Source organism: Dongia rigui (assembly GCF_034044635.1).
In the GTDB taxonomy this organism is placed as follows: Bacteria; Pseudomonadota; Alphaproteobacteria; order Dongiales; family Dongiaceae; genus Dongia; species Dongia rigui.
This window is the reverse complement of the sequence record NZ_JAXCLX010000002.1, coordinates 245,545-261,347: the sequence shown is the minus strand read 5'-3', so window position 1 is coordinate 261,347 and position 15,803 is coordinate 245,545. Positions and strand designations below refer to the sequence as shown.

The window sequence follows — 15,803 nt, the reverse complement described above, 5'->3', positions numbered from 1 at the left end:
CCCCTTATGACCTCGAATTGTCGATCCCAACCTATTCTGGGCCTGCTTCTCCATGCCGGACGCGGTATATGGGACCGCAAAAGTCTGTTGGGGAGAAATTGGGATCATGGGATCGTCCTTCCATCTGGTCGAGGCCGGCATCGCCGAAATTCGTGCCGCACTTGAGGCTGGCACGGTCACCAGCGTCGAACTGGTGGCCGCCTATATGAACCGCATCGCCCATTACGACCGGCAAGGGATCCGCCTCAACGCCATCCCCGTCTTCAATCCGCAGATGTTTGAGGATGCGCTCGCATCCGACCAGCGCCGGGCACAGGGCCGCCCGATCGGTCCGCTCGACGGCATCCCCTATACGGCCAAGGACAGCTACAAGGTCAAGGGCCTCACCGTCGCCGCCGGTTCGCCCGCCTTCGAGCGGCTGGTTGCCAATGAAGATGCCTTCACCATCGCGCGGCTGAGGGCGGCGGGTGCCGTGCTCATCGGCCTCACCAACATGCCGCCGATGGCCAATGGCGGCATGGAGCGCGGCGTCTACGGCCGTGCCGAGAGCCCCTATAACGGCGACTATCTGACGGCCTGCTTCTTCTCCGGCTCCTCCAACGGCTCCGGCACCGCAACGGCAGCAAGCTTTGCAGCCTTCGGCCTGGGAGAAGAGACCTGGTCATCGGGTCGCGCGCCGGCATCTCTCAACGGACTCGTTGCCTACACACCGTCGCGCGGCGTTATCTCCATGCGCGGCAACTGGCCGCTGGTGCCGACCATGGATGTGGTCGTGCCGCATACCCGTACCGTCGCCGATATGCTGGAAGTGCTCGACGTCATCGTCGCCGACGATCCCGATCCCCGGGGTGATTTCTGGCGTGTGCAGCCCTGGATTTCACTGCCGGCAAGCTCGGCAGTGCGGCCGGCATGCTACCCCGCGCTCGCGGATCACGGCGCGCTGAAGGGCAAGCGCTTCGGCATCCCGCGCATGTATATCAACGGCAAGGCCGATCTGCCGGAACCGGTCGCCACGCGGCCCAGCGTGATCGCCTTGTGGGAGAAAGCCCGGCGCGATCTTGAAGCGCTGGGTGCCGGGATTGTCGAGGTGGATTTCCCCGCCGTCTCAAACTATGAACGCGACGGGATTGACGGCAAGGCAATGGCCGCGCGCGGCATGGTGCCGAAGACCTATATCCAGGACGAGTTCTGGGATGTCAGCATGTTCGCCTGGAACGATTTCCTCGAAGCCAACGCTGACCCGGCCCTGCACCGCCTTGCGGATGTCGATGGCCCCAAGATCTTCCCCCTGCCCCAGGGTGCCCTGCCCGGTCGTCTTGCTGAACGGAATTTCGCTTCCGACCTGGCCGAGTACCCGCGCCGTGCCAAGAAAGGTTTGTTGCCGCTCGAGCAGATCGCCACTTTGCGGGATGGCTTGCGCGGCTTGGAGCGCGCCCGCAAGAGCGACCTCGAAAACTGGCTGGATACGGAACGATTGGACGGCGTCGTCTTCCCGGCGGTGGCGGATGTGGCCCCAGCCGATGCCGACGTAAACCAGGCCTCCTACGACATCGCCTGGCGCAATGGGACATGGGTTGCCAATGGCAATCTCGTCATCCGCCATCTCGGCATTCCGACCGTGACCGTGCCGATGGGCGTCATGGCCGACACCGGCATGCCGGTCGGCCTCACCTTCGCCGGCAAGGCCTATGACGATTCCAATCTGCTGCGCTACGCCTATGCGTTCGAGCAATCGGGGCAGCGTCGCAAGGCACCGCCGCGGACACCGGCCTTGCCGACCGACAGCCTTGCCGGCACGCCGCGGACGCGTCCGCAAAATGTTCCGGCTCTGTCGCTCAAAGCCGATTTGACGGATGGGACAATTGTCATCGAAGGCAAGACGGATGCTGCGGATCTTCGCCTTTTTGTCGATGGCCTCGCCGTGACGGCAACGCGCACCGGCACGGCCTTCGCCTGCCGTCTGCCGGTATCGCCGGAAAAATACCGCATCACCCACAGCGAATGGCGAGCCCCCTATGGTTCGATTATCATCGCCATCGCCGGCGGTGCAGATCAATTGCCGACCGCGCGCTATTGCGTGGCAGGTGGCATCGAATAGGGCCGGTTGCGTCCCTCCCGCGCTCGTATTAGGGTCCGGCCGATTGAACATTTGCGGATCGAAGGACGGAAATGACGAACCAGGTGATGTTGCTCGACGGCGGCATGGGCCGTGAACTCAAGCGCATGGGCGCACCCTTCCAGCAGCCGGAATGGTCTGCTCTCGCCTTGTTCGAGGGTCCGGATTTCGTGCGCCGCGCGCACGCGGCGTTCATCGACGCCGGCGCCGAAATCATCACCACCAATTCCTATGCCGTCGTCCCCTTCCATATCGGGGAAGAGCGCTTTGCCGCGCGCGGCCAGGAACTGGCCGATCTTGCCGGTCGGCTGGCGCGCCAGGCCGTGACCGAGTCGGGAAAGAAGGTGCGCGTCGCCGGATCGCTGCCGCCGCTCTTTGGCTCCTACCGGCCGGACCTCTTCAAGCCCGCCCAAGCGCAGGCGCTGTTGAAGCCACTCATTGCCGGCCTCGCGCCCCATGTCGATCTTTGGCTCGCCGAAACCCAATCGGCGCTGGCGGAAGCGCGCGAGGTGGCCATCGCGTTGCAGGGCAACAGCAAGCCGCTCTGGCTCTCCTTCACACTGCATGACGAGCATCCCGATCCCGCCAATCCCAAACTGCGCTCTGGCGAAAGCGTCGTCGACGCAGCGCGGCTTGCCAAGGAAATCGGCGCCGCAACCTTGCTCTTCAATTGCAGCCAGCCGGAAGTCATGGGCAATGCCATCGAAGTCGCGCGCACGGAACTGAAGCGACTTGGCGCCGACATCAAGGTCGGCTGCTATGCCAACGCCTTCCCGCCGCAGACCGAAGATGCCGAAGCCAACGGCAATCTTCACGACATTCGCGCCGATCTCGACCCCAAGGGCTATCTAGCCTTTGCCCGCGACTGGCAGAAGCGCGGCGCCGATATTATCGGCGGCTGCTGCGGCATCGGCCCGGAGCATATCGCGGCGCTGAGATCCGCGTTGCGGTAGCAGACTGGCCTAGAGACTCATCGTACCTCACTCATCGTCGCGGTAGGGAATGGTCCATTCCTCGCCGCGGGCGGTGGTGATGTATTCCGGCCAGCGATATTGGTGCGGCACCTTGAAGTCCTTGGGCAAGAGCGGCGCCATCCAGGCGCTGCCGCCCACGCCACCGCCCGTACGCTCGTTAAACTCATCCTTTGCCGCCCGCAGCAGATCGGGCTTGGTGAAGAGGTCGAGCAGCGTGGCGCCGATGGTCTTGCCGGCACATTGCACCATGGGATCGATTGTTGCAGGAATGCCGCCCAGCGCGTTCGCCACCCAATCCGGATAGGTGTAGCCCTTGGGCGCCGACAGCATCGGCCGCGCAATAATCAGGCGCACTGTTGGGCAATGCCAAGTGTAGTCGGGGTAATCGTCCGACGTCAGATATTTCTGCCATTCCGGCATCTGCTTGCGCATCAGCCGCTCGCATTCCTGCGGCGCGATCAGGCTTTCGGTGGCCGGCAGGAACGGCTTTGCCATCGGCTCCAAGCCCAGATTGCGTTGCATTTCCTGCGCAACGACGATGGCGTCGTTGCCCCATTGCGGCGCACCCACCGCTGCCAGATTGTCATAGGTCGCCTGCGACATGACATGATTGGCAAGGCCCGGCCGGCTCTTGGCGACCCAGGTCTTCTTCCATTGGCAGAAGGTGGCCTTGGCAGCCGCCTCGGCATTGTTGTCCATCACATTGCTGATGATCTCGGCCTGCTCGATCGAATCCGTGCGCAGCATGTAATCGATCTGCGCGATCTGCGGCGTCAGGTTGTCAGCCGTCGCCTGGCCCGCACAGAGGATCGCCTCGTTGAAGCTCCAGAGGCCCGTGAAGGGCAGCATGGAACGGCGCAGGCTCTCGTTCAGCGAATAGAAATGGATCAAGGCGTCGCTCGCACCGGGGGCACGGGCGGCCAGATGGTTCTGCGGGATCGGTGAATACTTGTCGGAGGCGATCCAGTCCTGCGGATTATCGCAGGTGAAGGTATAGATGTAGTTGTAACCCACCCCACAATGCGTATCCCAAATCGTGGTGTTGCACATGGGTAGCATATAGGCGGGATGGAACGACACCGCCGCATCGAGATCGTCGTAATAGCCCTTCGCCGCATGGATCGGCTTCGAGGCGCGCACCTTTTCCGCCGGCTCACCAAAGACCTTGAGTGTGCCTTTGATGCCGAACTTTTCCATCGCCGCCTTGGTGGCGAGCGCGCCGGCAAAGGCACTCATGCCCAACGCGGAATGCGGGTCGGTATGGCCCGGCGCGTATTTGGAAAGCCCCTTGCGCGGCTCTTGCTTCGTGCTTGCGGCCTGGCAATTCCCCGGCACGGCATCATATTCGACGTAAGTGGCGATGGTGGGGCCGGCGCCATTCTTCCACGTCGCCATGAACGCCGTCGGCATGCCGCCCGAGCCGGCCTCGACCTCGAAACCCAGTTCGCGCAGTTTCGCGACATACCACGCCGACGATTTGTATTCGCGGAAAGCCGGTTCGGCGAAGTGCCAGATGATCTGGTGCCAGTCCGACAGCTCCTTGGCGTGATCCGCCACCCAATCGAGGACGAATTGCTTGCGGCTGTCGACGGCATTCATGATGAACTCCCACGCGACTCTTGAAAAGGCGGCGGGATGCTAGCGCAGGGCTGTGCGCCGATCTATGCCGATTTCTTGGCCTTTTCCGGCGCGTAGAGATAAGTCGCGAGCAACACCCAGCGGCGCGCAATGGCCTCTTTGCCGGCCTTGGCCTGCAACGGCGTGGTGTAATGCCAGAACGGCAACCGATAGATGGTGAGAAATCCTAGGCCATGCACGGGCAACATCTCGGTGAAATGTCCGGCCTTGGCATAGACCAGGTATTGATGGTCGACCGCCTTCGAGGCGAGCGACAGGTGCATATCGAGATAACCCTGCGCCGCGCGTTTGTTCTCTGGGTGATGATCGTTATGGGGTCCGGCATAATCGCCCGGGCCATAACACAGTACCTGTTGCCCGCTGCGGCGATCGAGCTTTCGCCCGACGACCGCCTCGGCGAAGGCCGCAGCACTTTCCGATTTCAGGAGATCGACCACACCCAATTCCTGCGCCCGCAGGTAAGCGGTATCGCGCTTGCGCTCCAGATAAGCGGTGCGAACGCGCACGGTCTTGGGCAGCCACTCCTCATAGTCATGCTCCATCTCCCAGATCGTCTCCGGCGGGATGGGATCGCTCATCGGCGACAGCAGCGGCAGAAGCTCGGCTTCCAGCACGCGGCGCAATGCCTCGGCCTTGCCCTTCGAGATGAGCCCGTCGACGGCAAGGAAGCGCCGCCTGGGATCGGCCAGCGCGCCGCAAACATCAGACCGGCCGCTCAAGATGCGGCGGCCGGCTGGTGTCAGCAGATCCTCGAACTCGCGCGGGACCGAGGCCCCTTTGCTCACATGGCCTCCAGCTCATCAATAAAGCCGGAAACAACACCAAGGCCCTTGGACCAGAACGCCGGGTCGGCAGCATCAAGACCGAACGGCGCCAGCAATTCCTTGTGTCGCTTGGTGCCGCCCGCCTTCAGCATGTCGAGATACTTCTCGGCAAAGCCGCCGCTGGCATTGCGATAGACGGCATAGAGCGAGTTCACCAGGCAGTCGCCGAAGGCATAGGCATAGACATAGAACGGCACATGGATGAAGTGCGGGATGTAGGACCAATAGACCCCATACTCGCTGTCCTTGGGCAATTTCACGCCGGCACCCAGAGCCTCGCGCTGCGTTCCCAGCCAGATCTCGGCGATGCGCTCCGGCATCACCTCGCCCGCCCGGCGCTCGTCATGCAGCACGGTCTCGAAATTATGCATGGCGATCTGCCGCACGACCGTGTTGAGCATGTCCTCCACCTTGCCGGCGAGGAGGATGCGGCGCTTGGCCGGATCGCTTTCCCGTTTCAACAGGGACTGGAAGGTCAGCATCTCGCCAAAGACCGATGCGGTTTCAGCCAAAGTGAGCGGCGTGTCCGCAAGGAGGGCTCCTTGCGGCCCGGCAAGCACCTGATGCACGCCGTGGCCCAGCTCATGCGCCAAGGTCATCACGTCGCGTGTGCGGCCGTGATAGTTCAGCAGCAGATAGGGGTGCGCCGACGGCACCGTCGGATGCGCAAATGCTCCCGGATCCTTGCCCGGCCGCGACGGCGCATCGATCCAGTTCTTGTCGAAGAACTGTTTACCCACTTCCGCCAGTTCCGGCGAGAATTCATGATAGGCGTCGAGCACGCTCTGCGTCGCCTCGTTCCAGGGAATGAGGCGGTCGTCGTCGCGTGGCAGCGGCGCATTGCGATCCCAGAAGTCGAGTGCCTCGACCCCCATCCACTTGGCCTTGAGCTTGTAATAGCGGTGGCTGAGCTTCGGGTAGCTCTGCTTCACCGCTTTCACCAGCGCGTCGACCACCTCGTCCTCGACTTGGTTGGCGAGATTGCGCGACGAGACCGGGCGCTTGAATTGGCGCCACTTGTCCTCGATCTCCTTGTCCTTGGCCAAGGTATTGGTGACGAGCGCAAAGATGCGTTGGTTGTCCTTGAGGCCCTTGGAAAGTCCCATCGCCGCCGCCTTGCGCTTGGCGCCGTCACGGTCGGTAAGAAGGTTCAGCACTTCATTGCTGGTGAGTTTCTTGCCGTCGACGTCGAAACGCAGATCGGCCATCGTCTCGTCGAACATGCGATTCCAGGCCTGCCGGCCGGAGATCGACTTTTCATGCAGCAACCGTTCGGCTTCGTCGGACAGTTGGTGCGGGCGGAAGGCGCGGACGGAATCGAGCCAGGGCGCATAGCGTTGCAACGGCCCATGGGTGAGCTGCTTGGCCAGTACCGCATCGTCGATCTTGTTGAGCTCCAGCGTGAAGAACAACGTCTCGACCGATATGTTGTTCAGCCGCTCGGATATGTTCTGCTGAAAGCGCGACAGCTCCGGGTCGGTCATGTTGCCGGCATAAGCCAACTGCGCATAGGAGCCGACGCGACCCGCCAGATCCTGCATTTTCTCGAAATCCAGCAGGGCCTTCAGCAGATCGGCACCGCCAAGAGCGGAAAGCTTGCCTTCAAACTGCCGCTTGAACTCGCCCGACAAGGCCGCCAGCGATTGCAGGTCACGCTCGATCGTCGGATCGGCGGGCGAGGCATAGAGGTCGCCCAGGTTCCAGTTCGGCAGGGTGCCGAGGTCCGATTTTTCAGCAGGCTTCGCAGGTGCAGCAGTCATAATTGTCACGCTCTTGAACTTGATTGCGCCATGGTCACCTTATATGGGGATTCAAACGGGTGCGCCAAGCACCTATCGGATCAGCCGCCTAGCGTCATTTGGGGGAGCGCCTCAGCGCATGGATTACGACCGTATTTCGAGCCTGACGCGCCTGTTTTTTGAGCAAGCGGCAAGTCTGGGCAGCAAGCCGCTGACCTATCAGAAGCAAGGCGGGGAGTGGCGGTCGGCCAGCTGGTCCGAAACCGCCGATCTGGTCAAAAGGCTCGCTGCCGGCCTGATCGCCCAGGGTGTTGAACCGGGCGACCGCGTCGCATTGGTGGCCGAGAACCGTCCGGAATGGCTGATCGCCGACCTTGCCATCATGGCAGCGGGCGCCATCACGGTGCCGGCTTTCGCGACCAACACCAGCGAGGACCACCGTCATATCCTGACCCATAGTGGGGCCAAGGGCGTCATTTATTCGGGCGGCACCATCGCGGCGCGCCTGCTGCCGGCGGCGTTCCAGGCGCCGGAGCTGAAGTTTCTGATCGCAATCGACCCGCAGGAGAAGATGGCCCAGATGCCCTTTCGCCAGCTCAGCTGGCAGGATGCACTGGTAAACCAAATGGACGATGGCGAATTTCAGCGCCGCCTGGACGACCAGAAGCGCGGCGACACGTGCTGCATCATCTACACCTCCGGCACAGGTGGTACGCCAAAGGGCGTCATGCTCAGCCACGGGTCGATCCTGTGCAACATCAAGGGCGCCTATCGGCTGTTGCTGGATGTCGGCCTCGGCAATGACCGCTTTCTTTCCTTCCTGCCGCTATCGCACTCCTATGAGCACACCGCCGGTCAGTTCCTGCCGATCTCGATCGGCGCCGAGATCTGGTATGCGGAGAGCATCGAGCGGCTGGTCGACAACATGGCGGAGGCGCGCCCCACCATCATGACGGCCGTGCCGCGTCTTTATGAAGCGGTGCATGCCAAGATCCTGCGCGGCTTGGACAAGGCGCCGCCCCTGCGGCAGAAGCTCTTCTGGCTGGCACATCGCCTCGGCCGCAAGGCCTATGAGCAGCCGGGCTCGCTCACGCTCACAGAGCGGCTGCTCAACAAGCTCTGCGATGTGCTCGTGCGCAAGAAAGTCGGCCAGCGCTTCGGCGGCCACCTCAAAGCCTTTGTGTCCGGCGGGGCGGCACTCAATTACGAAATCGGCATCTTCTTCCTGTCGCTGGGGGTTCGGCTGCTGCAGGGATACGGCCAGACCGAGGCCTCTCCCGTCATCAGCGCCAACATGCCGAGCAAGATCAAGATCGACACGGTGGGACCGATCTTCGACGGCCTCACCGCCCGCATCGCCGATGACGGCGAAATCCTGGTCAAGGGCGAAGCCGTGATGAACGGCTATTGGCGGGATCCTGATTCCTCCGCCAAGGCGGTGATCGATGGCTGGCTGCATACCGGCGATATCGGTGAGTTTGACGGCGATGGCTATTTGAAGATCACCGATCGTAAGAAGGACATCATCGTGCTCTCCGGCGGCGACAACGTCTCGCCAGCGCGTGTCGAGGGTTTCCTGGTCCTGCAGCCGGAAATCGCCCAGGCCATGGTGCATGGCGACAAGCACCCGCATCTTGTTGCCCTGATCGTACCGGATGAGGACTTTGCCCGCGACTGGGCGATCAAGAACGGCACCCCGCCAGACCTCACGACCCTCGCCGACAATCCGGCCTTTCACAAGGCACTCGGTCCTGTCATCGACCGTGTCAACGCCAGCCTGTCGCCGATCGAGAAGATCCGCCGCTATGCGCTGCTGCCAGAAGGCTTCACCATCGACAACGGCATGCTGACCCCAAGCCTCAAGATCAAGCGCCATAAGATCCGTGAACGGTGGGGCCAGAACATCGCGAAGCTATACGAGCGCAGCTAGCGTTCGATCACGCCACCCGATCTGCGTGCCTTGGCAACGGCATTCTGGCTGACGGCCCTTGTCGTTGCGCGACGTATCGGCACGGAAACATCGTGCAAGGCCGGTGCGATATATGCCGACAGCTCTCTTTCACCCGCCTGCACGTCTTTCTGAACACGCTTAAGCAGCATCAGGACTTCATTCGCCGCCACCTGGCTGGTGCTGAACACCGGCGCCAGATCATTTGTGTCATAGGCCAGCAGAGCCTGCTTAATGCGCTGGTTGAGGTCGGTCGCCACATCTGTCCCATTGGGCTCGATCAGCACCCACCAGTGCATGCGCTTGGTCTTTCCGCTGCGCTGCATGCGCTCGACAAGATCGATCCTGCCGACCTTGTCCCACGTGACCGAGCGAATTTTCGACAGCCGTCGCAGCGTGACACCGGTCTGGCCCAATTCGAAATAGAAAAACGGACCGTTCGGCAACGCACGCAGGATCGTCACCGTCTCGGCCCAGAGCATGACGCCGACGCCGATCCCCAGCGACAGGGTGAGCAGTGGCTTGGCTGTAAAGGCATGCAGCAGATCGGTCCCCCGCCAGATATCGAGCATGTCACTGCCGAAACGCCAGAGCACAAAGACGCCGATAATCGGGACAACCAATGCGCCGCCGATCGCCGAAAGCCGATTGGGTATCAACCGGATCGGCAGTTTCACCTTCGGTGGCGTGTCGGTCATAGATGCCCCTACCGGCTGTAGCGATGCTTGACGCCGACCGGGAAGTAGTCCGGGTGCCCGGTCGGATAGAGCGTGACGACCGGCCGCTGCAAATCGGCCGGCACATAGTTTGCAAACTCGCTGTTCAATTTGCGCAAGGTCTTGAGCACCGTCTCAGTGACGCAATCGGAAATCGTGTCCGCTGCCGCTACGCCCTGCGCCAGTTCGACCGCCAAGGCAAAGGCCGGCTTGTCACCAAGCCCTTCTTTCACCTCCATCACGAACTTGCCGGTGACGAAGCCGCGCACGCTTGGCTGCTCCAGCGCCAGGCTTACCGTCTCGGGGAAGATGTTGGCGCCGAAATAGGAGATGGTGAAATTGGCGCGGCCGAAGACCCAGACAAAAGGCTGGCGGCGGTGGCCGCCGAGGCCCAGGGTGTCCGGATCAAACCCCGCCCCGCGCAGCTTTGCCAGCATGTCATCATAGCGGGCGATGCCGCCGCGGTCGGCGATGTGATAGCGGATGAGCGGCACGCCATTGTCGCCGCTGAAGGCCAACGTCCCATCCACCACTTCGAAATAGCGATTGGTCGGGTCGTATTGGCAAAGTGTCGGCAGGCGCGTGTCGCCGAATATCTCTTGCGCCAGTGCTGGGTGCTTGGAGAGGAAGCGCCGGATGGCGACGGACAGCGGCGTCTCCTGCGCCAGCACGCCGGCATCGGCCGTGCCGTAAAGCGATGCCGCGAAATGGAGGATATCCTCGACACCGGCCCGTTCCGCCATCAACTCGCGCCAGGTCTCGCTGAAGACCTCGCCCGCCAGAACGAGGCGCGGCTTGTAGCGGCCCCAATCCAACCCCTTGGCACGGCCGGCATCGATGACTTCCTTCAAGAAAGGCGGATAGCCCAGCAGCACCGTCTGCTCGAAATCGCCACCCAGACGCTCGACGATGCGGATGATCTCGTCCGGCTTATTGCCGGGTGTGGCGATCATGAGCTTGTAACCCTTCTCGGCCACGCCACGCAGGCAGAAGGTCGTGAACATGCCACCGACCCAGGTCCCCATGGCGAAGCAGACGATGGCGAGCGTCCGTTTCTCATGCGCCTGGAACATGTCGCCGAACACCTGCTCGAAGCGGACGGCAATTGGGTATTCGTCCGCAGCCGCGCGCGGCCAGAAGGTCGGCTCGCCGGTCGAGCCGGAGGAAACGGCATAGAAGTCGCAACGCGCCCGGTCGCCACCGAACACCACCTGGTCCTGCGAGAAGCGGCGAACATAGTTCGCTTTGTCGAGGAGCGGCAGGCCGGCAAAGTCGGACGGATGGCGGATCGCCGCCGGATCGATCCCGCGTTCGCGCAAGATCTCGGCATAAGCCGGCACCTCAGCCGCGACCCGGGCGAGCAGCTGCCTGGTTTCAGCAAATCCGTCGCCGCTTTCGCCCGGGCGCAGCAGGTCGTCGAGCGAGGTCTTCAAGAAATGATCGCGTGAGTCCATTCGTCTTTCCTAGATGAGACTGGCGGCGATGCCGACGCTGAGCGCCACGATCACCGTGTTGAGGAAAAAGCTGATGATGCCATGCGCGGTCACCAGATGGCGCAGCTCGCGCCGCTCGATGGTGACATCGGAGACCTGGCAAGTCATGCCAATGACGGCGGAGAAATAGATGAAATCGCGATAATCCGGCGCTTTTTCGCCCGGAAAATTGAGGCCGCCGAAGGGCTTCCCGTTCTCGCCCTCGTTGTAGAACTCATGCGCGTAGTGGATCGAGAACAGCATATGCACGAGAAACCATGACAGCACGATGGTCACGGCGCCGGTGGTGAAATAGAGCGGCCCCAGCTGCCCGCCGACATCCTTGGCCAGCACCAGCACGCGGACAGCGGCCAACAGGCTCGCGCCGCCGGCCAGCAGTGAGAGCAGGACGATCTCGCCCAGGCTGATGTCCAGTTCCCGCGCCCGGTGCGCAATCTGCTCACGCGTCGAGCGAAAGACCATCAGGCTAGAGAGGAGAAGATAGACCAGGATGCCGATGTCCCAGGCAAAGGTGAGCGGCAGCGCGGTGCCGAGGCCGGCACTGGATAAAATCGGATAAGCGACGGCAAAGGCGATGGCGCCGGCCAGCAAACGCTGCCGCCCTTTCACATGCGATCCCCAACTGCGCCGCCGCTTCGTCTTCATACCCGAACTCATGCTCCCCTTCGCCGCGCTGCAGCAACAATTCTGATGCGCCACGACCTACGCCGCGCGCAATTTCAAGCTAGCACGAGCCACGCACGCGACAAAATCGATCTAACTGTCTCAGCGCCTCCCAAGCCTCTGGACAAGCTTGGCAAATCGGTCGAACGTTGCCCTCATTCAGGAACCGCCAGCCCCGGAGCCACCGCCCGTGACCAAGCTCGCCGCCGTTTCGCTTGACGACAAGTATGAGGTCGACACCGGGCGGGTCTACCTGACCGGTCTCCAGGCGCTGATCCGCCTCCCCATGATGCAGCGCCGGCGTGACGAGCGGGCCGGCCTCAACACCGCCTGCTATGTCACCGGCTATCGCGGCTCGCCGCTGGGGGGCATCGACTTGGCGCTCATCCAGGCGCAGACTTTCCTTGATAAGCACAACATCAAATTCCAGCCGGGCGTCAACGAAGACCTGGCGGCGACCGCCATCTGGGGCAGCCAGCAGACGGATCTGTTCGGCGACAGCAAATACCAGGGCGTTTTCGCCATGTGGTACGCGAAGGGCCCCGGCGTCGACCGCAGCGGCGACGTGCTGCGCCATGGCAACCTCGCCGGTTCCGCCAAGCATGGCGGCGTGCTGCTGCTGGCCGGTGACGACCATACCTGCAAGTCGTCGACCACCGCGCATCAAAGCGAATATGCCTTCATGGATGCGGGCATTCCGGTGCTCAATCCATCAGGGGTGCAGGAGATTCTCGATTACGGCCTCCATGGCTGGGCTATGTCGCGCTATTCCGGCTGCTGGGTCGCCATGAAGGTCGTGGCGGACACGGCCGAAACCTCCGGTTCCGTCTCTCTCGATCCGGAGCGCTTCCAGGTCACCATTCCGACCGATTTCGACATGCCGGAAGGTGGTCTCAACATCCGCCTGCCCGCCTCGCCGTTTGCGACGGCCCAGGCGCTGGAACAGGAGATGCGCCTCCACAAGTACAAGCTCTATGCCGCCCTCGCCTACGCCCGCGCCAACAAACTGAATTACGCCGTCATCGACGGGCCGAAGCGGCGCTTTGGCATTGTCACCTGCGGCAAATCCTATCTCGACGTGCGCCAGGCGCTCGAAGACCTCGGCATCGACGAAGACTATGCGCGCGAGATCGGCCTTTCGCTCTACAAGGTCGGGATGACCTGGCCGCTGGAGCGCGACGGCATCCGACAATTCGCCGAAGGCTTGGACGAAATCCTGGTGGTCGAGGAAAAGCGCGCCCTCATCGAAAACCAGCTCAAGGAACAGCTCTATAACTGGAACGAGAATGTGCGCCCGCGCGTCATTGGCAAATTCGACGAGGGCCGCGACTGGATTCTCCCCTCCGCCGACGAGTTGACCCCAGCACGCATTGCCCGCGTTATCGCCAAAAGAATCGAGCGCTACGTCACCAGCCCGCGCATCGAGGAGCGTCTGAAGTTTCTCGATGCCAAGGAAGCGGCGCTCAAGAACTTCAACCCACCCATCAAGCGCATTGCCTATTTCTGCGCCGGCTGCCCGCATAACAGTTCGACCAAGGTGCCGGACGGCAGTACGGCGCTCGCCGGGATCGGCTGCCATTTCATGTCGCAATGGATGGACCGCAACACCGCGACCTTCACCCATATGGGCGGCGAAGGCGGCACCTGGATCGGCCGCGCGCCGTTCTCAAAGACCGAGCATGTCTTCCAGAACATGGGTGACGGCACCTATTACCATTCCGGACTCCTCGCCATCCGCGCCGCCGTTGCCGCCGGGGTCAACATCACCTTCAAGATCCTGTTCAACGACGCCGTCGCCATGACCGGCGGCCAGCCGATGGATGGGCCACTCTCGGTCGCCATGGTGGCACAGCAAGTCGCTGCCGAAGGTGTCGGCCATGTCGCGATCCTCAGCGATGAGCCGGAAAAATATGGCGGTGACAGCCATTTCCCGAGCGGCACCAGCATCGATCACCGCGACCGCCTGGATGAGATCCAGCGCGACCTGCGGGAGATGAAAGGCGTCACGGTCCTCATCTTCGATCAGACCTGTGCTGCCGAAAAGCGTCGCCGGCGCAAGCGCAAGCTGATGGTCGATCCGCCCAAGCGCGCCTTCATCAACGAGCGTGTCTGCGAAGGCTGCGGCGATTGCGGCAAGGTGTCGAATTGCGTCGCCATTGCTCCCGCCGAGACCGCATTCGGCCGCAAGCGTCAGATCGACCAGTCCGGCTGCAACAAGGATTTTTCCTGCACCAACGGATTCTGCCCCAGTTTCGTCACCGTGCATGGTGGCAGGCTGCGCCAACCGCACCCGAAGAAACGCGATGTCGCGAACTTTCCCGAGCCGGTCCTGCCCAATTTGGATCGCCCCTACAACATCATCGTCACGGGTGTCGGCGGCACGGGCATCGTGACCATCGGCGCGCTCCTCGGCATGGCGGCGCATCTTGAAGGCAAGGGTTGCTCGGTCATGGACATGGCGGGGCTTGCCCAAAAAGGCGGCGCGGTCTTCAGCCATGTGCGCTTGGCAGCGAAGCCTAGCGATCTCTTTTCCGCCCGCATCGCCGCCGGCAATGCCGATCTGCTGCTCGGCTGCGACATTGTCGTATCGGCCTCGTTCGATTCGCTGGCCAAACTCGATGTCGGCCGCAGCAAAGCGCTCATCAACACGCATGAGATCGCGACCGGCGATTTTGCCCGCAATCCCGACTGGGATTTCCCGGCCGGCGATTTGAAGCAGATCCTCATCAAAGCCGTCGGCAACGATGCCATTGAATTCCTCGACGCGACACGCATTGCCACCGCCCTGTTGGGCGATTCCATCGCCACCAATCTGTTCATGCTGGGCCTTGCCTATCAGCGTGGACTCATTCCGGTGAGCGCCACGGCCATCGACCAGGCGATCAAGCTCAACAATGTCGCGATCGAGGCCAATCGCCAGGCCTTCGCCTGGGGCCGCCAGGCAGCACTCGACATGGATGGCGTCGAGAAGGCGGTAGCGCCGGCCCGCGCCGAAGAAATCCTGCCCGAGACGCTCGGCAGTCTCGTGGCGCATCGGCGCCGGCATCTTGCGGACTACCAGAATGCAGCCCTCGCCGATCGCTACCAGGCACTGGTCGAGCGGGTCCACGCCGCCGAGCAGCAGATCCGCCTCGGCAGCGATGATCTCGCCAAGGCGGTCGCTTGGAACTACGCGAAGCTTCTCGCCTATAAGGATGAGTATGAAGTGGCGCGGCTCTATACCGATGGCCGCTTCGCCGCGGACATCGCCGATCGCTTCGAGGGTGAGTTCAAGCTGCATTTCCATCTGGCGCCGCCGCTCATCGCCAAGCGCGATGCCGTGACCGGCCATCTGAAGAAGCAGGAATTCGGGCCGGGCATGATCTGGGCCTTCCGTCTGCTGGCCAAACTCAAAGGCTTGCGCGGCACGGCACTCGATATCTTCGGCCGCAGCGAGGAACGCCGGGCCGAACGGCAGATGATCGCGGATTACGAAGAGCTGATGGACGCCCTGCTCGCGAAACTCACTGCCGCCAATCTCACAACCGCGATAGCGCTCGCATCACTGCCAGAGCAGATTCGCGGCTTTGGCCATGTGAAGGAAGCGGCGATCGCCCGCGTCGCTTCGCAGCGTGCCGCCTTGCTGGCCAAATTTCAGGCGGCTGAGCCAGCGGGTTCCGCCACGCATCCGCGCGCCGCCGAGTGATCCTTGG

Annotated in this window: 10 protein-coding genes; 4 read left to right on the top strand and 6 right to left on the bottom strand. The window is 62.5% G+C overall.

Going from position 1 to position 15,803, the window contains the following annotated elements; translation table 11 throughout:
• Window positions 1-106: 106 nt before the first annotated feature.
• The gene (locus SMD31_RS12690; RefSeq protein WP_320501268.1) at window positions 107-2,098 is read left to right on the top strand and encodes an amidase; all 1,992 of its coding nucleotides are present in this window, start codon (window positions 107-109) and stop codon (window positions 2,096-2,098) included.
• Between the two features lie 71 nt (window positions 2,099-2,169).
• Entirely contained in the window at window positions 2,170-3,069 is a 900-nt protein-coding gene (locus tag SMD31_RS12685; protein WP_320501267.1) for a homocysteine S-methyltransferase family protein, read from the top strand.
• A 27-nt stretch (window positions 3,070-3,096) separates the two neighbouring features.
• Here SMD31_RS12685 and SMD31_RS12680 read toward each other — a convergent pair whose 3' ends face one another.
• The 3 genes from SMD31_RS12680 to SMD31_RS12670 form a co-directional block, all read right to left on the bottom strand.
• A complete protein-coding gene (locus SMD31_RS12680; RefSeq protein ID WP_320501266.1) occupies window positions 3,097-4,689 on the bottom strand; it encodes a zinc-binding metallopeptidase family protein in 1,593 nt (530 codons plus the stop codon).
• Window positions 4,690-4,751: 62 nt separating this feature from the next.
• A complete protein-coding gene (locus tag SMD31_RS12675; protein ID WP_320501265.1) occupies window positions 4,752-5,513 on the bottom strand; it encodes a hypothetical protein in 762 nt (253 codons plus the stop codon).
• Window positions 5,510-7,312 (bottom strand): M3 family oligoendopeptidase, encoded by a 1,803-nt coding sequence (locus SMD31_RS12670; RefSeq protein ID WP_320501264.1) that lies wholly within the window; start codon window positions 7,310-7,312, stop codon window positions 5,510-5,512. The genes SMD31_RS12675 and SMD31_RS12670 overlap by 4 nt, the downstream gene beginning before the upstream one ends.
• 118 nt (window positions 7,313-7,430) lie before the next feature.
• On the opposite strand from SMD31_RS12670, the gene SMD31_RS12665 reads away from it, so the two are divergent.
• Window positions 7,431-9,221, top strand: coding sequence for an AMP-dependent synthetase/ligase (locus SMD31_RS12665; RefSeq protein WP_320501263.1), 1,791 nt, complete (start codon window positions 7,431-7,433; stop codon window positions 9,219-9,221).
• Here SMD31_RS12665 and SMD31_RS12660 read toward each other — a convergent pair.
• From SMD31_RS12660 to SMD31_RS12650, 3 genes are read right to left on the bottom strand one after another with little or no spacing between them, the layout of a single operon-like run.
• Window positions 9,218-9,937 (bottom strand): hypothetical protein, encoded by a 720-nt coding sequence (locus SMD31_RS12660; protein ID WP_320501262.1) that lies wholly within the window; start codon window positions 9,935-9,937, stop codon window positions 9,218-9,220. The two genes, SMD31_RS12665 and SMD31_RS12660, sit on opposite strands and share 4 nt — an antisense overlap.
• A gap of 8 nt (window positions 9,938-9,945) precedes the next feature.
• Window positions 9,946-11,409 (bottom strand): phenylacetate--CoA ligase family protein, encoded by a 1,464-nt coding sequence (locus tag SMD31_RS12655; RefSeq protein WP_320501261.1) that lies wholly within the window; start codon window positions 11,407-11,409, stop codon window positions 9,946-9,948.
• Window positions 11,410-11,418: 9 nt separating this feature from the next.
• Complete coding sequence (locus SMD31_RS12650; protein ID WP_320501260.1) at window positions 11,419-12,093, bottom strand: DUF1345 domain-containing protein; 675 nt, start codon at window positions 12,091-12,093, stop codon at window positions 11,419-11,421.
• A 208-nt stretch (window positions 12,094-12,301) separates the two neighbouring features.
• On the opposite strand from SMD31_RS12650, the gene SMD31_RS12645 reads away from it, so the two are divergent.
• A complete protein-coding gene (locus tag SMD31_RS12645; protein ID WP_320501259.1) occupies window positions 12,302-15,796 on the top strand; it encodes an indolepyruvate ferredoxin oxidoreductase family protein in 3,495 nt (1,164 codons plus the stop codon).
• Window positions 15,797-15,803 lie beyond the last annotated feature (7 nt).

Coding starts and splice junctions, on each gene's coding strand:
- SMD31_RS12650 (WP_320501260.1), bottom strand. CDS start 12,093: ATGAAGACGAAGCGGCGGCGCAGTTGGGGATCGCATGTGAAAGGGCGG.
- SMD31_RS12665 (WP_320501263.1), top strand. CDS start 7,431: ATGGATTACGACCGTATTTCGAGCCTGACGCGCCTGTTTTTTGAGCAA.
- SMD31_RS12660 (WP_320501262.1), bottom strand. CDS start 9,937: ATGACCGACACGCCACCGAAGGTGAAACTGCCGATCCGGTTGATACCC.
- SMD31_RS12670 (WP_320501264.1), bottom strand. CDS start 7,312: ATGACTGCTGCACCTGCGAAGCCTGCTGAAAAATCGGACCTCGGCACC.
- SMD31_RS12690 (WP_320501268.1), top strand. CDS start 107: ATGGGATCGTCCTTCCATCTGGTCGAGGCCGGCATCGCCGAAATTCGT.
- SMD31_RS12680 (WP_320501266.1), bottom strand. CDS start 4,689: ATGAATGCCGTCGACAGCCGCAAGCAATTCGTCCTCGATTGGGTGGCG.
- SMD31_RS12685 (WP_320501267.1), top strand. CDS start 2,170: ATGACGAACCAGGTGATGTTGCTCGACGGCGGCATGGGCCGTGAACTC.
- SMD31_RS12655 (WP_320501261.1), bottom strand. CDS start 11,409: ATGGACTCACGCGATCATTTCTTGAAGACCTCGCTCGACGACCTGCTG.